The sequence below is a fragment of the Micromonospora sp. NPDC048907 genome, from assembly GCF_055586885.1.
This window is the reverse complement of the sequence record NZ_JBVJHI010000004.1, coordinates 686,124-707,304: the sequence shown is the minus strand read 5'-3', so window position 1 is coordinate 707,304 and position 21,181 is coordinate 686,124. Positions and strand designations below refer to the sequence as shown.

The 21,181-nt window shown below is 75.0% G+C and carries 20 protein-coding genes; 11 read left to right on the top strand and 9 right to left on the bottom strand.

Features of this window, described 5'->3' with window-relative positions; translation table 11 throughout:
* The first annotated feature begins 155 nt into the window (after positions 1 to 155).
* Both ACZ6PY_RS17265 and ACZ6PY_RS17260 read left to right on the top strand, forming a co-directional pair.
* A complete protein-coding gene (locus ACZ6PY_RS17265; protein ID WP_466073241.1) occupies positions 156 to 608 on the top strand; it encodes a ribonuclease domain-containing protein in 453 nt (150 codons plus the stop codon).
* Between the two features lie 61 nt (positions 609 to 669).
* Positions 670 to 1,101: a barstar family protein gene (locus ACZ6PY_RS17260; RefSeq protein WP_466073239.1), complete on the top strand. Its 432-nt coding sequence runs from the start codon at positions 670 to 672 to the stop codon at positions 1,099 to 1,101.
* A 223-nt stretch (positions 1,102 to 1,324) separates the two neighbouring features.
* Here ACZ6PY_RS17260 and ACZ6PY_RS17255 read toward each other — a convergent pair whose 3' ends face one another.
* Both ACZ6PY_RS17255 and ACZ6PY_RS17250 read right to left on the bottom strand, forming a co-directional pair.
* Positions 1,325 to 2,050 (bottom strand): HD domain-containing protein, encoded by a 726-nt coding sequence (locus tag ACZ6PY_RS17255; RefSeq protein WP_466073237.1) that lies wholly within the window; start codon positions 2,048 to 2,050, stop codon positions 1,325 to 1,327.
* Between the two features lie 64 nt (positions 2,051 to 2,114).
* Positions 2,115 to 2,558, bottom strand: coding sequence for an ATP-binding protein (locus ACZ6PY_RS17250; RefSeq protein ID WP_466073235.1), 444 nt, complete (start codon positions 2,556 to 2,558; stop codon positions 2,115 to 2,117).
* 181 nt (positions 2,559 to 2,739) lie between these two features.
* On the opposite strand from ACZ6PY_RS17250, the gene ACZ6PY_RS17245 reads away from it, so the two are divergent.
* A complete protein-coding gene (locus ACZ6PY_RS17245; RefSeq protein ID WP_466073233.1) occupies positions 2,740 to 3,369 on the top strand; it encodes a DedA family protein in 630 nt (209 codons plus the stop codon).
* A 61-nt stretch (positions 3,370 to 3,430) separates the two neighbouring features.
* Here ACZ6PY_RS17245 and ACZ6PY_RS17240 read toward each other — a convergent pair whose 3' ends face one another.
* The 7 genes from ACZ6PY_RS17240 to ACZ6PY_RS17210 form a co-directional block, all read right to left on the bottom strand.
* On the bottom strand, positions 3,431 to 5,038 hold the full coding sequence (locus ACZ6PY_RS17240; RefSeq protein WP_466073231.1) for a pectate lyase family protein: 1,608 nt from the start codon (positions 5,036 to 5,038) through the stop codon (positions 3,431 to 3,433).
* Positions 5,039 to 5,110: 72 nt separating this feature from the next.
* Entirely contained in the window at positions 5,111 to 6,448 is a 1,338-nt protein-coding gene (locus ACZ6PY_RS17235; RefSeq protein WP_466073229.1) for a pectate lyase family protein, read from the bottom strand.
* Between the two features lie 183 nt (positions 6,449 to 6,631).
* Positions 6,632 to 7,852, bottom strand: coding sequence for a Gfo/Idh/MocA family oxidoreductase (locus ACZ6PY_RS17230; RefSeq protein ID WP_466073227.1), 1,221 nt, complete (start codon positions 7,850 to 7,852; stop codon positions 6,632 to 6,634).
* Positions 7,849 to 9,333 (bottom strand): mannitol dehydrogenase family protein, encoded by a 1,485-nt coding sequence (locus ACZ6PY_RS17225; RefSeq protein WP_466073225.1) that lies wholly within the window; start codon positions 9,331 to 9,333, stop codon positions 7,849 to 7,851. Before ACZ6PY_RS17225 ends, ACZ6PY_RS17230 begins: the two co-directional genes overlap by 4 nt.
* On the bottom strand, positions 9,324 to 10,625 hold the full coding sequence (locus ACZ6PY_RS17220) for an enolase C-terminal domain-like protein (protein WP_466073223.1): 1,302 nt from the start codon (positions 10,623 to 10,625) through the stop codon (positions 9,324 to 9,326). Before ACZ6PY_RS17220 ends, ACZ6PY_RS17225 begins: the two co-directional genes overlap by 10 nt.
* Positions 10,622 to 12,052, bottom strand: a complete 1,431-nt coding sequence (uxaC, locus tag ACZ6PY_RS17215) for a glucuronate isomerase (protein ID WP_466073221.1) — start codon at positions 12,050 to 12,052, stop codon at positions 10,622 to 10,624. Before uxaC ends, ACZ6PY_RS17220 begins: the two co-directional genes overlap by 4 nt.
* Before the next feature lie 15 nt (positions 12,053 to 12,067).
* A complete protein-coding gene (locus tag ACZ6PY_RS17210) occupies positions 12,068 to 13,396 on the bottom strand; it encodes a Gfo/Idh/MocA family protein (RefSeq protein ID WP_466073219.1) in 1,329 nt (442 codons plus the stop codon).
* 239 nt (positions 13,397 to 13,635) lie between these two features.
* Here ACZ6PY_RS17210 and ACZ6PY_RS17205 point away from each other — a divergent pair, with 239 nt between their 5' ends.
* From ACZ6PY_RS17205 to ACZ6PY_RS17170, 8 genes are all read left to right on the top strand, one after another.
* On the top strand, positions 13,636 to 14,682 hold the full coding sequence (locus tag ACZ6PY_RS17205; RefSeq protein WP_466073217.1) for a LacI family DNA-binding transcriptional regulator: 1,047 nt from the start codon (positions 13,636 to 13,638) through the stop codon (positions 14,680 to 14,682).
* Between the two features lie 97 nt (positions 14,683 to 14,779).
* On the top strand, positions 14,780 to 16,120 hold the full coding sequence (locus tag ACZ6PY_RS17200) for an ABC transporter substrate-binding protein (RefSeq protein WP_466073215.1): 1,341 nt from the start codon (positions 14,780 to 14,782) through the stop codon (positions 16,118 to 16,120).
* A gap of 24 nt (positions 16,121 to 16,144) precedes the next feature.
* Positions 16,145 to 17,125: a carbohydrate ABC transporter permease gene (locus ACZ6PY_RS17195; RefSeq protein WP_466073213.1), complete on the top strand. Its 981-nt coding sequence runs from the start codon at positions 16,145 to 16,147 to the stop codon at positions 17,123 to 17,125.
* Between the two features lie 55 nt (positions 17,126 to 17,180).
* On the top strand, positions 17,181 to 18,047 hold the full coding sequence (locus ACZ6PY_RS17190) for a carbohydrate ABC transporter permease (RefSeq protein ID WP_466073211.1): 867 nt from the start codon (positions 17,181 to 17,183) through the stop codon (positions 18,045 to 18,047).
* Complete coding sequence (locus ACZ6PY_RS17185) at positions 18,044 to 18,652, top strand: hypothetical protein (RefSeq protein ID WP_466073209.1); 609 nt, start codon at positions 18,044 to 18,046, stop codon at positions 18,650 to 18,652. Before ACZ6PY_RS17190 ends, ACZ6PY_RS17185 begins: the two co-directional genes overlap by 4 nt.
* Positions 18,649 to 19,494: a DUF6807 domain-containing protein gene (locus tag ACZ6PY_RS17180; protein ID WP_466073207.1), complete on the top strand. Its 846-nt coding sequence runs from the start codon at positions 18,649 to 18,651 to the stop codon at positions 19,492 to 19,494. Before ACZ6PY_RS17185 ends, ACZ6PY_RS17180 begins: the two co-directional genes overlap by 4 nt.
* The gene (locus ACZ6PY_RS17175; protein ID WP_466073205.1) at positions 19,491 to 20,537 is read left to right on the top strand and encodes a sugar kinase; all 1,047 of its coding nucleotides are present in this window, start codon (positions 19,491 to 19,493) and stop codon (positions 20,535 to 20,537) included. The genes ACZ6PY_RS17180 and ACZ6PY_RS17175 overlap by 4 nt, the downstream gene beginning before the upstream one ends.
* A complete protein-coding gene (locus ACZ6PY_RS17170; protein WP_466073203.1) occupies positions 20,534 to 21,142 on the top strand; it encodes a bifunctional 4-hydroxy-2-oxoglutarate aldolase/2-dehydro-3-deoxy-phosphogluconate aldolase in 609 nt (202 codons plus the stop codon). Before ACZ6PY_RS17175 ends, ACZ6PY_RS17170 begins: the two co-directional genes overlap by 4 nt.
* Positions 21,143 to 21,181 lie beyond the last annotated feature (39 nt).

Below are 21,181 nucleotides of genomic sequence, written 5' to 3'. Positions count from 1 at the left end.
GGGGCCGCCCGGCCACGGTCGATCATCGAGCGTTCACCCGGCATTCGCGGCACGGTCGCCGCGCGGGACTGTACGCCGGAGAGGATCACCGCCAGACTGGGCGCGATCGGACAACGACGCCGATCGATATCGTCGCCCAGTTCAGGGAGGATCCCTTGACCACGCTCGCGACCCCGCTCCGCGCCACCCGCGCCCGCGTACGCCGGGCTCTCGGCGCGGGCGCCCTGCTCACCGCCCTGGTCGCCGCCGCGCTCGTCGGCCCGCCGGCCGCCTCCACCCGGCTCGCCGAGCCGGCGCAGGCCGCCGTCTACAGCTCGTGCACGATGACCCGCTGCGCGGACGCCCGCACGGCGCGCTCCGGCTGGTCCGCGAAGAGCTTCCCGACGAGCCGCGGCTGGTATTCCTGGAGCGGCGGCCTGTGCAACTTCGCCGGCGGCCGGTTCTACAACTACGAGGGTCAGCTGCCCACCAACGCCACCTACTACGAGTACGACGTCTACCCGCGCGCCTGCAATGCCGCGCGGGACGCGTACCGGATCGTGGTCAACAAGAGCACCGGGGCGACCTGGTTCTCACCCGACCACTACGCCAACTTCTACCGGGTCTGAGCGATGTCGGGGCGGGTCGGGCCGGCGGGCCCGGCCCGGCCCGACCGGGAAGGATGGATCGATGGGCGCAGCGTCCCCGCAGCCGCCGGCGTGGCTCGCGTTCGACGCCGGGGCGGAGGCCGAGCCGGCCGGGGTGGCCCTGGCCGGAGCGGACGCCCGGACCCGGGCCGGCCTGCACGAGGCGCTGGCCGCGGCCCTGCCCCTGCCCGCCTGGTTCGGGCGCAACTGGGACGCGCTCGCCGACGCGCTGGCCGACCGGCTCGACGCCGGCCCGCTGACCCTCGTCGTGCGGGACGCGGCGGGCCTGCTCGCCGACGAGCCACCCGCCCAGCTCGGCACCCTCCTCGACGTGCTCGGTGGGGTGGCGGCCGGCGGCCACCACTCGCTGTGCGTCGTGCTGCGCGACCACCCCGACCGGCTGGCCGCCCTGCGGACCCGCATCGCCGCCGCCCTCGGCGGCCGGGTCGGCGCCCCACCAGCGGACGCCGGCTGACCGGGCGCCGCGCGGACCGGGCGCCGCGCGGACCGGACGCCAGCTGACCGGGCGCCGCGCGGACCGGGCGCCGAGCGGACCGGACGCCAGCTGACCGGGCGCCGCGCGAACCCGGCGCCGAGCGGACCGGGCGCCGCGCGGACCGGGCGCCGAGCGGACCGGGCGCCGCGCGGACCGGGCGCCGGCCGAACCCGGCGCCGGCTGAACCGGGCCGGACCGTCGGTCAGTTCGGCTGGTCGAGAATCGCGCTGAACCGTTCCTCGGCCAGGTCGAGCTGGGCGAAGATGTGCCGCTTCACCGGCGCCGACAGCGGCGTGTCGGGCCGGGCGATGAGGTCACGGAAGACCGGCACGAGCGGCCGGTACTTGGCCGCCGAGCGGGCCACCTTCGGGCCGACCGTGTGGATCACGCCGACCCCGTTGTCGGTGAAGTCCGACACCTTGATCACCCGGGCCCAGGGCTCCCGGTCGAGGCTCGCCGCCACGTGCTCCCGGTACTGGACGTGGGGGTCGCGCCCCGGGTCGTACACCGGGTTGGTGACCGCACCGACCAGCCGGGCGACGCGCGGGCCGAACCGCGCGGCCAGGGCGGCCAGCGCGGCCGGCGTGGGGTCGGCGATCGAGGTCGCGCCGGGGCCGGCCAGCTCCGCCGGGTGGTCCTCCACGGCGTCGTGCAGCAGGCCCGCCACGATCACGTCCACGTCGCGCACCTGGTAGTGGTGCATCATCCGGATCGCCACCCGGAGCAGGTGGTTCAGGTACGGCTCGCGCACCCGCCGGTCCTCCCGGTGCAGTTCGGCGGCGAGGTCGAGGGCGGCGGTGAGCCGCTCCCGGGCGGGCTCGTCGAACGCCTCGACCTCCAGCCGGAAGCGGGCCAGCAGGCCCGGCTCGCCGTGGATCTCGGTGATCGCGTGCATCGGCATGGTCGCCAGGTACGCCGGGAACTCCATGCGTCCCTTATAGCTGATCTTCGCCAGGTAGGGTCGCCCCGGTCGGCCTCCCGACCGTGACCGGTCAGCTGCCGGTGAGGCGCTTGACCAGGCGGACCGTGGTGCCCTCCGGGGTGCCGACGATGCTCGCCTCGTCCATCACCCGGTTCATGATCAACTGTCCCCGGCCCCGGTCGGCGCCGTTCCCGCCGGCGTCCGCCCGCCAGCCGCCGCGATCGCGGACCTCGATGACCAGGTGGTCGTCGCGCAGCTCGGCGCGGAGCGTGGTGATCCCCTCCGGGGCGAAGCGGTAGCCGTGCTCGATGGCGTTGGCGCACGCCTCGCCGGTGGCCATGAGCACCGTCTCGACGTCGAGTTCGCCGGCCCCGTGGGCGCGCAACCAGCCGCGCAGCCGTTCCCGGGTGGGGGCGAGCCGCCCCGGGTCGGCGGGCAGGTCGGCGGTGAACACCGGCGCCGTCCCGGCCGGGTCGTCGCCCGGCACCAGCCCGGCGGCAGTCCCACCCTCCACGTCCGGCCCCCCGTCCCGCGCACCTCCCGGGCCTGGGCGCCCGTCGTCACCGTCCCGTCCTGTCCGTCATTGTCCCCGGTACGGGCCGGCGGTATTCCTCGACCCGGCCGTTGGTTCCGCCCGGATGTCCGATCCCCCCGCGCGGGCACCCCGGCGGTGGGCCGCGGGTCACAATCGGCGGGTGGACCGGGTGCTGGACCTGCTGGTGGCGCTGCCGCCCGTGGTCGTGCTGGCCCTGGTGTTCCTGCTGCCGGCGCTGGAGGCGTCGACCTTCCTCGGGCTGGTCGTGCCGGGGGAGATCGCCGTACTGGTCGGCGGGGTGCTCGCCCACGAGGGACGCCTGCCGCTCTGGGCGGTGATCCTCGCGGCGGTCGCCGGCGCGGCGGTCGGCGACCAGGTGGGCTACCTCGTGGGCCGCCGCTACGGGCGGCGGCTGCTGGCCCGGGTGCCGCGGCGGTTCGTCCGCTCGGGGGAGCTGTCGCGGGCGTTGGCGCTGGTCCGCCGCCGGGGCGCCGCCGCGGTGGTGCTCGGCCGGTGGGCGGCGGCGCTGCGCGCCCTGGTGCCCGGGCTGGCCGGGATGAGCGGCATCCCGCACCGCGCGTTCACCGTGGCGAACCTGGCCGGCGGCGCGCTGTGGGCGGTGACCGTGGCACTGCTCGGCTACCTGGCCGGTGCGTCGTTCCGGCTGCTGGAGCGGCGGCTCGGCTGGGGCGGCGAGGCGCTGCTCGCCCTCGTGGTGCTGGTGGTGGCGGTGCGGCTGGTCCGGGCCCGGCGGGCCGCCCGGCACGAACGGGACGCCGCGCCCCGCTGACCGCCGGCCGGGCCGGCGCCCCGGGAGTGGGAGGCGCCGGCCCGGTGCGGGTGGTGGGCGGTCAGCCGCTGATCTTTCCGGTGCCGGCCCCCGCGGTGACCGTCCCCTTCACCGTGCTCGCCGCGTCGAGCGTGTACGCGTACGGGATGGCGGCCACGCTGCCGGCGGTCTGCGGCGTGCCCGAGTTGACGTAGAGGTTGTTCCGCTCGACCAGGTTGCCGGCCGGCGAGGAGCCCTCGCCGACGTGCGTCGGGTCGGTCATGTTCTCGAAGGAGTTGCCCTCGACCAGCACCCCGGCCCCGCAGGTCGTGGCGATGCCGTAGCTGTAGGACGGGTTGGCGGTGTTCACGTAGTAGTTGTTGAACACGTGCACGGGGTTGCCGAAGCGGACCCGCGGGTTGCGCTGGAAGCAGTTGCTGAACACGTTGTGGTGGTAGGTCACCTTCAACTTGCCGCTGTCCTCGCCGGAGTTGTTGTCGCTGTGCCCGACCAGCGAGCACTTCACGTGGTCGTGCAGCCGGTTCCAGGAGACGGTGACGAAGTTCGACCCGTGGGTGACGTCGAGCAACCCGTCGTAGTAGTCGGTGCCGCTCGTGGTGTCGCTGGACAGGTCGTTGTGGTCGATCCAGACGTTCGTGGAGTTGTCCAGGTGGATGGCGTCGCCGTTGCCGACGCCGGCCCGTACCTTGGCGATCCGCAGGTTGCGGACGACGATGTTGCGGGCGTCGCGCAGGTTGAGGCCGCAGCCGGTCAGCCCGGAGTTCGCGCCGACCCCGATGACGGTCTTGTTCGAGCCGACCCGGATCTCGGTCGAGCAGGTGAAGGTCCCGTTCACCCGGACGGTGGTCGCCGCGTCGCCCTCGACCGCGTCGGCCAGGGCCGCCGCGTCGCTCACGGTCACCGTGCCGCCGCCGGCCCCGCCGGTGGTGCCGCCGTTCTGCGTGGCCCAGCCGACCAGCCCGGTGGTGGGCGGCGGGTCGGTGGGCGGCGGCGGGGTGGTCGGCGACGCCGTGGGGGAGGAGGAGGTCGGCGGCGTGGTCGGGGTGCCGCCGGCGCCGTCCACCGCGACGTCGTCGAAGACCGCGCTCGCGTACGCGGTAACCAGCGCGATCCGGCCGGCCGCGTACGCGGTGTCGGTGCCGGCGGCGATCTGGGCGCCGTTGACGAAGCCCCGGATGGTGCTGCCGGTGGCCTCGATCCGCAGGGTGTACCAGGTGCCGGTGGCGACGGTCAGCGCGGCGGAGCCGAGCACGGCGACCTGGCTGCCGTTGACCACCTGGAGTTCGGCCCGGTTCGCATTGGTCAGTGCCAGCCGGTACATCTTCGTCGAGCTGGTGGAGCGGGACGCCAGGCCGACCAGCCGGTTGGCGCCGGTGAACGACAGCGGCTTGACCCGGGCCTGCACCCGGTAGTCGGTCCAGCCGGTCTGGCCGGCGAAGGCGCGGGCCAGCTCGCTGGCGGTGTTGCCCTGCCGGTACGCCGGTGAGCCGTCGGTGACCACGGACCAGTCGCCGCCGGACTTGGACCAGCCGTCGGCGGTGCCGTCGTCGAAGGTGTCGCCGAACAGGGTGGCCGCCGCGGCGTTGCCGGTCAGGCCGACGGCGAGCAGCAGGGCGGTGAGGCCGGCGCCGGCCGCGGCCGCCGCTCCTCGGTGGTGTCGGAGTCGCACGGTGCTTCCTCCAAGGTGGTGGGGTGGGGGTGGTGGTCCGGGCGCCGCGCGGGGGACGACGCGGCCCGGGGCTCAGAGGGGCAGCCGGCCGGCGCCCGCGAACGCGCCCACGACCAGCGGCACGAGCGGCGTGGGCAGCACGGGTGCGGCGCGCAGGGTCGGTGTCCAGCCGGCGTCGCCGCCGAGGTCGGGGTCGTGCGCCGCGTTGTACGCGCCGAGCAGGTCGACCGGGCGCGCCGGGCCGCCGCCCTGGCGCAGCCAGCTGCCCCGCTCGGTGAGCGCGGTGCCGCCCCAGTCGTGGATGAGGTCGGCCGGGTCGACGTCGTCGGCCAGGGTGAAGAAGTTGTTCTCGGCGTGGATGGCGGACTGCACGCCGACGCCGAGGGCGTACTCGAAGCGGGGGCCGCCGAGCCGGTAGTGGTTGTCGTAGACGTCGACCTGGCCGAACCGGACCCGGGGCAGCCGCTGGAGGTCGCCGTCGAAGAGGTTGTGGTGCACGGTGACCTTGAGCCGGCCGACGTCCGGGCCGACGGTGTTGGACGAGCCGATCAGCATGAGCTTGTCCCGCCCGACGAACCGGTTCCAGGAGGCGGTGACCAGGCTGGCCGTGTGCGTGACGTCCAGCGACCCGTCGTGCACCTGGTAGGGGCGGCCGAAGTAGGTCGGCTGGCCGCTGTCCGGGTTGTCGCCGTCGGTGAACGTGTTGTGGTCGACCCAGACGTGCTCGCTGCGCCGGACGGAGATCTGGTCGTACTGGGAGTTCCAGTTGCCGGCGTCGCCGTCGGTGGGGGACCAGGCCGGGAAGCAGTCCCGCGCGTCGGCGAGGGTGAGGTTGCGGACGATCACGTTGCTGACCCGGTCGATCATCAGGGTCAGCCCGGTGAGGCGGGCGCCGCGCAGCCCGATGATCGTGGTGTTGGCGCCCACGTTGATCTGGGTCTGCCGGGTCTGGTTGGCCACCGAGCGCACCCGGGCCGCCTCCAGCGGCCCGCTCGGGTCGACCCGCCCCCAGACCGCCGGGTCGTACGCGGCCAGGTAGCCGTCGAGCGAGTATTCCGGGTCGGCCAGGTCGGGGCAGCCGAGCAGGCTGCCGTCGGGGCCCTCGAAGCCGTCGACGGCGCCCGCCACGTACACGATCTTCGGGGTGGCGTCGGCGGCGTTGGTGGCGTTGTCCCCGCCGAGCGCGTCGACCAGCTCGGCCCGGGTGCGCACGACCCGGACGCGGTCGGGGGCGGCGGCCGCGCCGCCGGTGGTGCCGGCGCCCTCGGCGGCCCAGCCGTCGTTCGCGGGCAGCGCCTGGCGGCCGATCTCCTGGGCGAGCCGGGACAGCGCCGGGGCGGCCGGCGCGGGGGCGCCGGTGACGGCGAGCGCGGCGGCGACGAGCGCCGCGCCGACTGCTGTTCTACGCATGACTCCTACCGTCCTGTCAGCTTCTGGTGGCCGATATCTGTGACGGTAGAGTCATTGTTTTATATGGGTCAATGCGTACTGTGTGCAGCTTTGTTGCAATGGTGAGAGCCGTGCGGTATTGCCCCGATGGGGTGCGACGGGATAGGCGGGCATGTGTCCGGATCGTCCGGACCGGGGTTTGCACTACCGTTGCGGCGCCTCCCCGTCGGGCAGCTCGATCCGGTACGGCGGGACCGCCCACGGCACGCCCGACTCCGACGGCAGCGCGCCGGACCCGGCGGCCCGGCGCAGCACCGCGTCGACGCCGCGGATCACCCGCACCCGCCGCGGTCCGTCACCCTCGGAGCGCACCAGCGCGCCGTCGAGCAGGGTCGGCTCCGGCGCGTCCCGCAGCGCCGCCACGATCGCCGTGAACGGCGCGGTACGCGCCAGCGGCGCGATCAGCGGGGTGCCGGCGGCCCGGTGGTCGAGCAGGTTCTCCAGCAGCCCGCGCCGGCCGGGCACCTCGCGCGGCGCCGGGTCGCCGGGCAGCCGGAGCCGGTCGGTCGGGTACTCCAGGACGGCCCGGTCCCGGTCGCCGGTGACGTGCACCTCGCCGGCGAGGTACTCCTCGCCGGCCAGGGTGACCGCGGCCAGCACCGGCGGTCCGGTCCGCGGCGTCACCCGCAGCACGGCGGTGTCGTCCACCTCGATGGGCCGCACCCGGTAGCGCTCCACCTCGATCCGGGCCGGCCGGACCGGCGCGCCGGTCACCGCCTCGGCGACGGCGAGGCACTGCATCACCGCGTGCGCCAGGGGGTTGGCCAGCGCACCGTCGAGCGCGGGCCGCCCGTCGAGGCTCCGCCGGCCGGCCCAGGGGGAGCGGGCGTAGTAGGCGTCGGGCCGCTGCCAGGTGGCCACGGTGGCGACGGCGGTGACCGTGCCGAGCCGCCCGGCCGCGAGGGCGGCGGTCAGTTCGGCCAGGGCCGCCGAGCCGAGCGCCTGGAAGCCGACCTGTACGGCCCGGCCGGCGTCCCGCGCCGCCGCGGCGAGCCGCCGGTGTTCGGCCAGGTCGAGCACCGGCGGCTTCTCCAGCAGCAGGTCCGCCCCGGCGGCGAGGGCGTCCAGGGCGATCGGCAGGTGGGTGTGCGGCGGGGTGCAGACCACCACCACGTCGGGCCGGACGGCGGCCAGCATGGCCCGGTGGTCGGTGAAGATTCCCGCCTCCGGCGGGACGGGGGCCGCCGGCTCGTCCTCCAGCGGGTGGATGTCGACCAGGCCGACCAGGCGCACCCGGCCGGCGGCGTGCAGCGGGGCGATGGCCCGCCGGTGCCAGCGGCCGTGCCCGTTCGCCCCGACGAGCGCGACCGTCGGCGGCGCAGCCGCCCCGGCCGCGCCGCGCCGCGCGGCGCCCGGGCCCGTCATGCCGCACCGGCCAGCGTGGCTCGGACGCCGTGCCGTTCGAGCGCGGTCAGCCAGCCGGTCACGTCGGCCCGGACCTCCTCGTCCGCGGCCAGGTCGGCGGGGAAGACCTCGCGCAGCGCGAACAGCGCGTCGACCGTGCCGGCGGGGGTTCCCGGCGCGGCGGCGAGGGCGGCCCGGATCCGGTCGGCGAGCGGGTCGTCCAGCGGCAGCGGCCGGCCGTCGTCGGCGTACCCGAGCACGAAGCGCAGCCACGCCGCGACCACCAGGGCGCCCCAGCGGGCCGGGCGGCCGGCGGCGCGCAGGTCGGCGATGGTGTGCAGCACCCGCTGCGGCAGCTTCTGCGAGCCGTCCATGGCGATCTGCAGCGTGCGGTGCCGGATCGCCGGGTTGGCGAACCGGGCCAGCACCTCCTCCCCGTACGCCGGCACGGAGACGCCGGGCGGCGGGGCGAAGCTGGCTGCCACGTCCTCGGCGACAAGCCGGCGCAGCACGGTGTCCAGCCGCGGCAGTGTCAGGGTCTCGGCGACGGTCTCCGCGCCGGCCAGGGCACCCAGGTACGCCGTCGCCGAGTGCACCCCGTTGAGGGTGCGCAGCTTCAGCCGCTCCCAGGGGCCGGCGTCGCCGGTGAGCACCGCCCCGGCCCGCTCCCAGGCCGGCCGCCCGCCGGGGAAGTCGTCCTCGACCACCCACCGGGAGTACGGCTCGGCGGCCACCGCCGCCAGGTCGGTCACCCCGAGCGCCCGCCGGGCCGTGTCCAGGGTGTCCGGGGTGGGCGCCGGCACGATCCGGTCGACCATGGTGCCGGGGAAGGTGACCTGCCGCCCGATCCAGCCGGCCGGCCCGTCGGGCACCCGGGCCAGCGCGAGCGCCTGGGTGACCAGGCCGCGCAGCCGGCGGCCGTTCGCCGGCAGGTTGTCGCAGCTGACCAGCGCGACCGGGCCGGCGTCGGCGGCGGCCCGGGCGAGCAGCCCGCGGACCAGCAGCCCCGGCACGGTACGCGGGGGCCGGTCGGTGGTGAGGTCGGCGAGGAGGTCCGGGTCGGCGCGCAGCGCGCCGGTGGCCGGGTCGAGCTGGTACGCCTTCTCGGTCACGGTCAGCGTCACCACCCGGATCGCCGGGTCCGCGAGCAGGCGCACCACGGCATCCGGGTCGGCGGGCGCGTGGCGTACGGCGGCCAGCGCGCCGACCACCCGGGTGGCCGAGCCCTCCGGGGCGAGGGTGGTGACGCTGAACAGGGCGTCCTGCTCGGCGAGCGCGTCGACCACGGCGGTGCTGCGCGGGGCGACCCCGACGATGCCCCAGTCCCCGCCGGCGGCGCCGACCGCCGCCTCGGTGTGCACGGCCTGGTGCGCGCGGTGGAACGCGCCCAGCCCGAGGTGGACGATCCCCGCCGGGACGGCGCCGGGGCGCAGCAGCGGCCGGCACTCGACGGGCAACCGGCGCAGGGTGGCCAGGCCGAGGCGGTCGGTGGTCACCGCCACGCCGGGCCGTCCGGGAAGCGGAACTCGGCGATCGACCCGGGTCTCATGGTGCTGCTGTAGCCGGGGGCGGTGGGCAGCAGGTAGCGGCCGCCGCGGGTGCGCACCGGGTCGACGAAGTGCTCGTGCAGGTGGTCCACGTACTCCACCATCCGCCCGTCCAGGCTGGCGCCGACCCGGAGGTAGTCGAAGATCGCCAGGTGCTGGACGTACTCGCAGAGGCCGACACCGCCGGCGTGCGGGCAGACCGGCACGCCGAACTTCGCCGCCATGAGCAGCTCAGCCAGGACCTCGTCGACCCCGCCGACCCGGCAGGCGTCGACCTGCATGACGCCGATCGCCTCGGCCTGGAGCAGCTGCTTGAAGATCACCCGGTTGGCGGCCACCTCGCCGGTGGCGACCCGGCACCGTCCGCCGGTCAGCTCGGTGACGGCACGGGCGATCCGGGCGTGGCCGAGCACGTCGTCGGCGTGCGTCGGCTCCTCGATCCAGTACGGGTCGACCTCGGCCAGCGCGGTCATCGCGGTGATCGCCTGGTCGACGTCCCAGACCTGGTTGGCGTCCATCATGAGCAGCGCGTCCGGGCCGATCTCGGCGCGGATGACGCGGGCCCGGCGGACGTCGTCGTCGAGCGGGCCGCCGACCTTCATCTTCATGGCCCGCCAGCCGTCGGCGTACGCGGCGCGGGTCAGCGCCCGCACCTTGTCGTCGGGGTAGCCGAGCCAGCCGACCGAGGTGGTGTACGAGGGGAAACCGTCCCGCTCCAGCACGGCGAGCCGGTCGGCCAGCCCGTCGCGCCCCTTGTCCAGGATGGCCGCGGCCTCGTCGGGGGTGAGCGCGTCGGTGATGTGGTGGAAGTCGACGGTGGCCACCAGGGCGTCGGTGGGCAGCTCGGCGAGGTACCGCCACAGCGGCTTGCCGGCCAGCTTGGCGCGCAGGTCCCAGACGGCGTTGACCAGCGCGCCGGTCGCCATGTGGATGACGCCCTTCTCCGGGCCGAGCCAGCGCAGCTGCGCGTCGGCGGTGAGCGAGCGCCAGAACGCCACCGGCTCGGCGGCGATCTCCGCGACGGTCCGGCCGCGCACGTGGTGGGCCAGGGCCCGCACGGCCGCGCAGGTGATCTCGTTGCCCCGGCCGTTGGTGAAGGTGAACCCGGCGCCGGTGGGGCCACCGTCGGTGGCCAGCTCGACGTAGGTGGCCGAGTAGTCGCCCCGGTTGATCGCGTCCGAGCCGTCACCGCTGGCGGCCGTGGGGAACCGGACGTCGTGCACGGTGACATCGGTGATGGTGGTCATGAGTCCTCCCCGAACTTGAACACCCGCTTGGGCAGCCGGTACGCCAGGTCCACGATGGTCTCGGCGGCCTCGTCGGCGGGCAGCCGCTGCTCGGCGACGAGGCGGGCCAGGAAGCCGGCGTCGACCCGGCGGGCCACGTCGTGGCGGACCGGGATGGAACAGAACGCGCGGGTGTCGTCGACGAACCCGGCGGTGTTGTAGAAGCCGGCGGTCTCGGTGACCGCCTCCCGGAACCGGCGCAACACCTCCGGCGAGTCGAGGAACCACCAGGGCGCGCCCAGGTACAGGGCCGCGTAACCGCCGGCCAGCGGGGCCAGCTCCCGGGTGAAGGTGTCCTCGTCCAGGGTGTAGAGCACCACCCGCAGCCGCGGGTCGTTGCCGTGCGCGTCGAGCAGCGGGGCGAGGCCGTGCACGTAGTCGGTGGCCTGCGGCACGTCACCGCCGACGTCCCGGCCGTGGCGGGCGTACAGCCAGCGGTTGTGGTTGCGCACGGCGCCCGGGTGCAGCTGCAGCACCAGACCGTCGTCCAGCGACATCCGGGCGAACTCCAGCAGCATGTGCGCCCGGAAGGCCTCGACGTCGGCGGCGTCGGCCCGCCCGCGCCGGCCCCGGTCGTAGAGCGCCGCCGCCTCGGCCGGGTCGAGGGCGAGGGTACGGGCGGTGGGGTGCCCGTGGTCCGACGAGGTGGCGCCGGCCGCGACGAACGCCTCCCGCCGCCGCCGCAGCGCGGCCAGGTAACCGGCGTAGGTGCCGGTGTCCTCGCCGGACACCTCGGCGAGCCGGTCCACGTTGGCCGACCAGTTGTCGAACTCCATGTCCACCACGTCGTCCGGGCGGAACGTGGTGACCACCCGCCCGCCCGGCCCGCCCCAGCCGTCGGCGGCGAGTTTGGCGTGCCGGCCGAGGTCGTCCAGCGGCGACTCGGTGGTGGCGAGCACCTCGATGCCGAAGCGCTCGAACAGCGCCCGGGGCCGGAACTCCGGCTCGGCGAGGCGCGCGGCCAGCTCGTCGTACACCGCGTCGGCGGTCGCCGGGGAGAGCGCGGTGGTCACCCCGAACACGTCGCGGAAGGTCTGCTCCAGCCAGAGCCGGGACGGGGTGCCACGGAACAGGTGCCAGTGCGCGGCGAAGCGCCGCCAGATGGTCCGCCCGTCGGTCTCCACCGGGCTGCCGTCGACGCTGGGCACGCCGAGGTCGGCGGGCGGCACCCCCTGGCTGAGCAGCATCCGGGTGAGGTAGTGGTCGGGCACGATGAGCAGCCGGGCCGGGTCGGGGAACGGGCGGTCCTCGGCCAGCAGGCCCGGGTCGACGTGGCCGTGGGGAGAGATGATCGGCTGCTCGGCGGCCAGGGCGTACAGCTCGCGGGCCAGGGCCCGCTGGCCGGGTTCGGCGGGCAGCAGCAGGTCGCTGCGGGGGACGGTCGGCACGGCGTGACTCCTCGGTCAGGGGAGGGTGAGCAGGTCGGCGACGCGGACGGGGGCGCCGGTGTCCAGCGAGCGGTTGGCGGCCAGCCCGGTGAGCAGGGCGAGCGCCCCGTCGTACGCGGTGGCCGCCCGGCCGAGCGGGTCGGGCTCGCCGCCGAGCAGCACCCGGGTCATCCGGGCGTCCGCGCCGCCGTGGCCCTGCCGGGTCCAGCCGTCGACGGGGACGTCCACCGGCGGCGCCCAGAACGGCCGCAGGGTGAGCCGGGCCGCGCCACGCTCGGCCGCCGCCTCGTCGCCGTGCAGGGCGGCGCCCTTGAGCGCGCCGGCCACGGCGGGGGACACGTGGTCGCTCTCGGTGACCTCCAGTTCGAGCCGGCCCCGGCTGCCGTTGACCATGACCCGGTAGCCCTCCCAGGGGGCGTACGCGGTCAGGTGGTAGGTCATCGTGGCCCCGGTGGAGTAGCGGGCCAGCACGGCGAGGTCGTCCTCGATGGTGACGCCGGGGCCGAAGACGTTGCGGTCGCGCTGGTAGCCGTCCTCGGCCTCCGCGTCGAGGTACAGCTCCCGCAGCCGGGGATGCTCGGCCAGCCGCAGCGCGAACGGGTCGTCGGCGGCGGCCGGGGAGCCGTGCGCCCGGTCGTAGTCGCGGGCGTAGCCGTGCCGGCGGCCGGACTCGCCGTAGAAGAACAGCCGGCCGGCCGCGTGCACCTCGACCGGGCGGGCGTCCAGCCACCAGTTGACCAGGTCGAAGTGGTGGCTGGCCTTGTGCACGAGCAGGCCGCCGGAGACGGCCTTGTCCCGGTGCCAGCGGCGGAAGTAGTCGGCGCCGTGGCGGACGTCGAGCAGCCACTCGAAGTGCACCGAGCCGATCTCGCCGACCGCACCGTCGGCGAGCAGCCGGCGGACCTGCTCGTGCAGCGGGTTGTAGCGGTAGTTGAAGGCGACGGTGACCGATCGGCCGGTCTCGGCCACGGCGTCGAGGATCCGGCGGCAGCGGGGGGCGTCGACGGTCATCGGCTTCTCGGTGACCACGTCGCAGCCGGCACGCAGGGCGGCGGTCACGTACTCGTCGTGGGTGACGTCCACACTGGTCACCAGCACCACGTCGACCCGCTCCTTGGCCAGCATGGCCGTGAAGTCGGCGGCCCGGTAGGTGGGCACCGGCGGGTGGCCCAGCTCGGCCAGCCAGCGGTTGTGCGCGTCCATCCGCGCCTGGTTGACGTCGGCGAGGGCGACCAGCTCGGCGGTGTCGGCGTGGTCGAGGGCGAGCGCGCGGACGAACATCTCGGCCCGCGCCCCGGCGCCGACAAGGGCGTGCCGGACCCGTTCCCGGGCGGGTGGTGACATGGCGTCGGCCTCTCCGGAGAGTGCAAAGGTTTGCAGCCGAAGAAACCACGCCGGCGAAGACCGCGTCAACGATCGATGCCAAACCCGCCACTTAGATCCGCTTTGGTGGTGAAAAGGGTGCGTGCTGGGAGCGGTACCGCAATCGATCCGTGACGAAGTTCCGTTGACACGGGAGCAACCGTTTGCATTAATTGGCGGCACCCGAGTGACCGCCACCACACTGGACGAGGGAGCCCGCCGTGCCAGCCACCATCCGGGACGTCGCGCGGGCCTCGGGCGTGCACATCTCCACCGTGTCCCGCACGTTCTCGGCCCCGCACCTGGTCAACCCGGAGACCCGGGTCCGGGTGCTGGCCTGCGCGGAGGACCTCGGCTACCGGCCGAACCGGGCCGCCCGCGCCCTCATCACCGGCCGTACGCACAACATCGGCCTGATCGTCGCCGACATCGCCAACCCGTTCTTCCCGCCCCTGATCAAGGCGGCCGAGGGGCAGGCGCGGCACCGCGACTACCACGTCTTCGTGGCCGACACCAACGAGGACCAGGCCGCCGAGGAGGAACTGGTCCACGCCCTGGCCAAGCAGGTCGACGGGGTGCTGCTGTGCAGCCCCCGGATGAGCAACAGCCTCATCGAACAGGTCAGCCGGGAGGTCCCGGTGGTGGTGATAAACCGCCAGGTCGCCGGCCTGCCCTGCGTGATGATGGACGTCGGCCAGGGAGCGCGGCTGGCCGTCGAGCACCTGCTCGGCCTGGGCCACCGGCGGATCGCGCTGCTCGGCGGCCCGCGCGGCTCGTGGACCAACCGGGAGATCCGCCGGGCGGCCGGGACCGCCGCCCGGACCGGGGGCGCCGAGCTGACCGTGCTGGGCCCCAACCACCCCACCGAGACCGGCGGCGGCGCCGTGGCCGACCAGGTACGCCGCAGCGGCGTCACCGCCGTGCTCGCCTACAACGACCTCATGGCGATCGGCCTGATCGAAGGGCTCGACGCGCTCGGCCTGCGGGTCCCGGCCGACGTCAGCGTCGTCGGTGTCGACGACATCGCGCTGAGCCGGCTGACCCGGCCCAAGTTGACGACGGTGGCCACGCCGACCGCGGCCGCCGGCCGGACGGCCGTCGACATGCTGCTGCAACTCGACTCCGACGCGCCGCGCGGCGCCCGGGGCCGGGGCGCGGCGGCCGGCGACCGTCGCACCACCGCACAGGTAATGCTCCAGACCGAACTGGTCGTCCGCGACTCGACCGGGCCCGTCCCACCGCCCGGCCGGGACAACACCGGGGCCTGACGTGGTGGCCCGGGCCCGCATCGCCGTGCGGACCCGGGCGACCCGTGGACGGCCGCCGGTGACGTCGTCGCCTCCCACAGCCGAGGAGTGAGCGCAGATGCACCCCGCAACGTCCCCCACCGCCGGCATACCCGCCGGGCGGGATCACCGTACCCCCCGGACCCGACCTCGATTCCTGCGCGGCCTGGCCGCCGTCGCGCTGGCCGTGCCGCTCGCCCTGGGCGCGGCGGCCTGCGGCGGCGACGAGGCCGCCGACGACGGCCCGGTGAAGCTGTCCGTCTTCTGGTGGGGCGGCGACGCCCGCGCCAAGCTCACCGAGGACGCCCTGGCCCTCTACACGAAGAAGCACCCCGAGGTCACCTTCGAGAAGACCTGGCAGGCCAACCAGGGCTACTTCGACAAGCTGGCCACCCTGACCGCGGGTGGCAACCCGCCCGACCTGTTCCAGATCGACGACAACTACCTCGCCGAGTACGCCGGCCGCAGCACCACGCTGGACCTGACCAGCTACAAGGACTCCGGCAAGCTCGACGTGTCGAAGTTCCCCAAGAGCCTCCTGCAGTACGGCGTGGTCGACGGCAAGCTCGCCGGCGTGGCCGCCGGGGAGAACACCCAGGGCCTCGTCTACAACAAGACGCTCCTGCAGAAGCACGGCCTGCCCGAGCCGACCACCGGGATGACCTGGGAGCAGCACATCGCCTGGGCCGAGCAGGTGGCGAAAAAGACCAAGGTGCCCGGCACCCAGGATCCGAGCGCCGACTACAAGGCGTTCTGGGTCTGGCTGCGCCAGCAGGGCAAGGACCTCTACGACGGCAAGGAACTCGGCTTCACGGCCGACGACGTGACGACGTGGTTCGACCTGTGGAAGGGTGCCCGCGACCGGGGCGCCACCCCCACGCCGGACGTGATCCACGAGGGCAACGCCACCGACATCACCAAGCAGCTCGTGGTCACCGGCAAGGCGGCGACCTCCTGGGTCTGGGCCAACCAGATGCCGGACCTGAAGAAGAACACCAAGGACGAGCTGGGCGTGGTGGCGTACCCGGGTGACCCGAGCGCCCAGTGGGCCCGGGCCTCCATGTACTGGTCGGTGTTCAAGGGCAGCAAGCATCGGGACGTCGCCGTCGACGTGATCAACTTTCTGAACAACGACCCGGAGGCGGTCACCCTGCTCGGCACCGACCGCGGTCTGCCGTCCAACCTCGACCTGCGCGCCAAGGTCAGCGAGACCGCCACCGACCCGGCCATGAAGCAGTCCATCCAGGTCGAGTCCGAGCTGGCGCAGAAGTTCGGCGAGTCGCCGCAGGTGCCGATCAAGGGGCACAGCAAGGTGAAGTCCGAGCTGACCAAGGCCGCCGAGAACGCCCAGTACGGCCGGGCCACCCCGGCCCAGGCGGCCGAGCAGTTCCTGGCCGCCTGCAAGTCCGCGATCGGCTGACCGCGCCGACGGAAAGGAGCGTCCGTGGCCCTCACCACGGCGCCCGGCCGGACCGCACGCACCGGCCCGGCCGGCCCCCGCCGCACGCGGCGCGGGGCCGGCCGGGCCCGGCTCGGCGAAGGTCTGGCGGGGTACGTCTTCCTCTCGCCCTGGCTCATCGGACTGATGGGCGTCACGGCGATCCCCATGCTGCTCTCGCTCTGGCTGAGCTTCACCGACTACGACATCCTCACCCCGCTGACCGAGGTGCGCTGGGTGGGGCTGGCCAACTACGAGCGGATGTTCACCGGCGACCCGTCGTACTGGCACGCCGTGCGGGTGACCCTGACCTTCGCGCTGGTGGCCGTGCCGCTCAAGCTGGCCGCCGCGCTCGGCGTGGCGCTGCTGCTCAACCGCGCCTGGCGGGGCGTCGGGCTGTTCCGCGGCCTGTTCTACCTGCCGTCGCTGCTCGGCGGCAGCGTGGCCCTGGCCATTGTCTGGGTGAACATGTTCAACCGGGACGGAGCGTTCAACTCCTTCCTCGCCCTGTTCGGCATCGAGGGGCTGCCCTGGGTCAGCGACCCCGACTGGGCCCTCGAAACGCTCATGGTGCTGGCGATCTGGCAGTTCGGCGCGCCCATGGTGATCTTCCTGGCCGGGCTCAAGCAGGTCCCCACCGAGCTGTACGAGGCGGCGGCCGTCGACGGCGCCGGCGCCTGGCGGCGGTTCCGGGCGGTCACCCTGCCGATGCTCTCCCCGGTGATCTTCTTCAACCTGGTGCTGGAGACCATCCACGGCTTCCAGGGCTTCACCGCGGCCTTCGTGCTCAGCAACGGCACCGGCGGCCCGGTCGACTCCACCCTCATGTACACGCTCAAGCTCTACATCTCCGGCTTCACCGACCTGGAGATGGGCTACGCCTCGGCGATGGCCTGGGTGTTCCTGGTCGCCATCGCGCTCATCACGGCCGTCTTCTTCGGCACCGGCCGGTTCTGGGTGCACTACTCCGACGGAGACGACTCGTGAGCGCGAGGAGTGTGCCGGGTTTGCGAGCCCCGCAGTCGCGAACGGAGGAGGCACAGTGACCGCCCTCGCCCCCACCCGCCGTCCCGGCGGCGGCCGGCAGGCCGTGCGCCTGCTGGTGCTCGTCGTGATCGTCGCGGTGGTGCTCTACCCGCTCGTCTGGATGGTCGGCACCTCGGTGAAGAGCCAGGCGGAGATCGTCAACAACGTCGGGCTGCTGCCCGAGCGGTTCACCCCCGGCAACTACGCCGACGGGTGGACCAACTTCGACGTCGGGTTCGGCCGATTCTTCCTCAACAGCGCGATGGTCAGCCTGCTCACCGTGGTGGGCAACGCGCTGTCCTGCCTGCTCGCCGCGTACGCCCTGGGGCGGCTGCGGTTCCGGCTGCGCAGGGTCTGGTTCACCGTCATGGTCGGCACCCTGCTGCTGCCCGGGCACGTGCTGATCGTGCCGCAGTACATCCTGTTCCGCAGCCTCGGCCTGGTCGGCGGGGACTGGCCGTACCTGCCGCTGCTCATCCCGCACTTCCTGGCCACCGAGGCGTTCTTCGTCTTCCTCATGGTGCAGTTCATGCGGGGCATCCCGCGCGAGCTGGACGAGGCCGCCAAGATCGACGGTGCCTCCCCGTACGGCGTCTTCCGGCACGTCATCCTGCCGCTGAGCCGCCCCGCGCTGGTCACCACCGCGATCTTCTCGTTCATCTGGACGTGGAACGACTTCTTCCGGCAACTGGTGTTCCTGTCCAACCTGGACGACTACACGGTGCCGGTGGCGCTGACCCTGTTCATCGACTCCACCAGCCAGAGCGCGGTCGGTCCGATGTTCGCCATGTCGGTGCTGTCCCTGCTGCCGGTGTTCCTGTTCTTCCTCGCCTTCCAGCGGATGCTGGTCGAGGGCATCAACACCAGCGGGCTGAAGGGATGAGCGCCGAGCCGGCCCGCCGCGACTGGCGGGACACCGCGCGCGAGGCGAGCGACCTGGCGCTGCTCGGCTTCGCCGTGGCCCTGGCCGCGCTGCCGCTGCTCACCCTGGCCCCGGCGGTCGCCACGGCCAGCGCCGCGCTGCACGACCGGGGCGTCACCGGCAGTTGGCCACCGGTGCGGACCACGCTCGCCCGGTTCGGCCGGGCGCTCCCCGCCGGGCTGGCGGCCAGCGCCGTCGGGCTCGCCGTGGCCGGCGCGCTCGGCGCCGACCTGCTCGCCCTGGCCGGCGGTCGGGTCCCCGGCGGCGGGCCCGCCACGGCACTCACCGCGGGGGTCGCCGCCGCCCTGCTCGGGTACGCCGGCCTGGTCGCCGTCGCCGTCGGGCGCACCGGCGGCCGGGGCTGGCGGGCCGCGGCCCGGGCGGCGGCCGGCACCTGCGCGCGGCGGCCCGGCACGTGGGCCGCCGCCACCGGGGTGTGCTGCCTGGCCGGGCTGCTCGCCGTGCTGGTCACCCCGGTCGCCGTGCCGATCCTCGCGGGCTACGCCCTGGCCGCCCTGCACGCCGTCGCCGCCCGCCACCCGGTCACCCGCCCGGAGACGCCGTGACCGGGGAACCGTGCCTGGTCGTGGCCGGCGCCGAGGTCGCCCGGTACGTGGTCCACCCGGAACTGGACGCGCGGCACGGCCCTCGGCCGTACCTGCACCCGGTGCGCACCCGGGCCGGCACCCCGGTCACCGACGCGCTGCCCGCCGACCACGTCTGGCACCTCGGCGCGTCCCTCGCCGTGCAGGACGTCGACGGCGCCAACCTCTGGGGCGGGCGCACCTACATCCGGGACGCCGGCTACACCTGGCGGAACGACCACGGGGTGATCGCCCACACCGGCTGGCGCGCCCGTGCCGCCGACCGGCTCGACCACGACCTGGAGTGGCGGGACCGGGCCGGCCGGCCGCTGCTGCGCGAGCGGCGACGGCTCACCGCGACCCCGGCCGGTCCCGACGCCTGGTGGCTCGACGTCGACGCGACCCTCACGGCCGCCACCGGGCGGGACGTGCACCTGGGCAGCCCGGCCACCAACGGCCGGCCCGGCGGCGCCGGCTACGGCGGCTTCTTCTGGCGGGCCGTCGCCGACGGCGAGCCCGAGGTGTTCACCGGGGACGCCGAGGGGGAGGAGGCGGTCAACGGCTCGACCGCGCCGTGGCTGGCGTTCACCGGGACCGGGCCGGGCGGTGGGGCGTACACGCTGGTCTTCACCGGGCTGGGGCCGGGCGACCGGTGGTTCGTGCGGACCGGGATGTATCCGGGCGTCTGCGTGGCGTACGCCTTCGAGCGGCCGGCCGTGGTCGCGGCCGGGCGGCCCCGGCGCAACCGGCACCGGGTGCTGGTGGCCGACGGCCGGCTCGACCGCGCCGCGGTGGCCGACCGGCTCGCGAAGGACGCGGCGTGACCGGCCCCGAGGTGGCCTGCGTGGGCGAGACCATGGTGGTGCTCGCCCCGGCCGAGCCCACCCCGCTGGAGGACGCCGACCGGCTCGCCGTCGGGGTGGGCGGCGCGGAGTCCAACGTGGCCATGGCGCTGGCCCGGCTCGGCCACCGGGCCGCCTGGGTGAGCCGGGTCGGCGACGACCCGTTCGGCCGCCGGGTGCTCCGCGAGGTCACCGCCGCCGGGGTGGACACCAGCCTGGTCGCCGTCGACCCGACCGCGCCGACCGGCGTCTACCTCAAGGATCCCGGCCCGGACGGCACCCGGGTGCACTACCACCGGGCCGGCTCGGCCGCGTCCCGGCTGACCGCCCGCGCCCTCGACGACCCCCGGCTGGCCGGGGTGCGGCTGGTGCACCTCACCGGGATCACCCCGGCGCTCTCCCGGAGCTGCCGCGACCTGGTGGCGCACGCGCTCACCGCCCGCCCGCTGCCCGGCGCGCGGATCAGCTTCGACGTCAACCACCGGCCGCGGCTCTGGCCGGCGCGTCGGGCCGCCCCGGTGCTGCGCGACCTGGCCGACCGCGCCGACGTGGTGCTGGTCGGGCTGGACGAGGCGGCCACCCTCTGGGGCGTCACCGCGCCGGCCGCCGTCCGCGCGCTGCTGCCCGGCCCGGACCTCGTGGTGGTCAAGGACGGCGGGGTCGGCGCGACGGCGCTCCCGCGTACCGGGGCGGCGGTGTTCGTGCCGGCGCTGCCGGCGCCGGTGCGCGAACCGGTCGGCGCGGGGGACGCCTTCGCCGCCGGTTTCCTGGCCGGCCTGCTGCGCGGCCTCGACCCGGTGGCCTGCCTGCGGCTCGGGCACCTCACCGCGGTCCCGGCGCTGGCCGCCGCCGGGGACACCGCGCCGCCGCCCGATCCGGACTGGACGGCCCGGGCGCTGGCGCTGCCCGACGCGCGGTGGGCCACCCTCGTGCCACCGGAGCCCGCCGGTCCGCCGGGGTGGGCGCCGGATCCGGCCGGCAGGGTGCAGAATGCGGGCGGCCACGGTGGAGGGAGCGGGCGATGAGCGGACACGACTTCGAGCCGATCTTCGGGCCCGCGCGGGTCATGGTGATCCTGCGCGACCTGCCGCCCGACGAGACCGTCCGGCTCGCGGAACAGGCCTGGGACCTCGACATCGACGTGGTGGAGGTGCCGATCCGCACCGCCGACGCGGTCCCGGCGCTGCGCGCCGCGGTGGCGGCGGGCCGGCGGCGGGACCGCCTGGTCGGCGCCGGCACGGTCCGGACCCCCGCCCAGGTCCGGCAGGCCGCCGGGGCGGGGGCCGCGTTCACCGTGGCCCCCGGGCTGGACCTCGCCATCGCCGACGCGGCGGTCAGCTACGGCATCCCGCACCTGCCCGGGGTGGCCACCCCCACCGAGGCCCAGCGGGCGCTCGACCACGGCCTGGTCTGGTTGAAGGCGTTCCCCGCGGCCAGCCTCGGGCCGGCCTGGTTCCGGGCCGTCGCCGGGCCGCTGCCCGAGGTGAGGTTCGTGGCCACCGGCGGGATCGACGCCGGCAACGCGGGCGACTTCCTGGCCGCCGGGGCGCGGCTGGTGGCCGTCGGGTCGGCGCTGTCCGACCCGCGGCAGATCCCCCGGCTCGCCGCCCTGGCGGCCGGTACGGGCTGAGCCCGCCGGGCGCGTACCGGCCGTCGAGCCGGCGTGAGC

Excerpts from the sequence above, each read along its gene's own strand:
- ACZ6PY_RS17210 (WP_466073219.1), bottom strand. The coding sequence starts at position 13,396 with ATGTCACCACCCGCCCGGGAACGGGTCCGGCACGCCCTTGTCGGCGCC.
- ACZ6PY_RS17260 (WP_466073239.1), top strand. The coding sequence starts at position 670 with ATGGGCGCAGCGTCCCCGCAGCCGCCGGCGTGGCTCGCGTTCGACGCC.
- ACZ6PY_RS17200 (WP_466073215.1), top strand. The coding sequence starts at position 14,780 with ATGCACCCCGCAACGTCCCCCACCGCCGGCATACCCGCCGGGCGGGAT.
- ACZ6PY_RS17220 (WP_466073223.1), bottom strand. The coding sequence starts at position 10,625 with ATGACCACCATCACCGATGTCACCGTGCACGACGTCCGGTTCCCCACG.
- ACZ6PY_RS17185 (WP_466073209.1), top strand. The coding sequence starts at position 18,044 with ATGAGCGCCGAGCCGGCCCGCCGCGACTGGCGGGACACCGCGCGCGAG.
- ACZ6PY_RS17235 (WP_466073229.1), bottom strand. The coding sequence starts at position 6,448 with ATGCGTAGAACAGCAGTCGGCGCGGCGCTCGTCGCCGCCGCGCTCGCC.
- ACZ6PY_RS17255 (WP_466073237.1), bottom strand. The coding sequence starts at position 2,050 with ATGGAGTTCCCGGCGTACCTGGCGACCATGCCGATGCACGCGATCACC.
- ACZ6PY_RS17170 (WP_466073203.1), top strand. The coding sequence starts at position 20,534 with ATGAGCGGACACGACTTCGAGCCGATCTTCGGGCCCGCGCGGGTCATG.
- ACZ6PY_RS17230 (WP_466073227.1), bottom strand. The coding sequence starts at position 7,852 with ATGACGGGCCCGGGCGCCGCGCGGCGCGGCGCGGCCGGGGCGGCTGCG.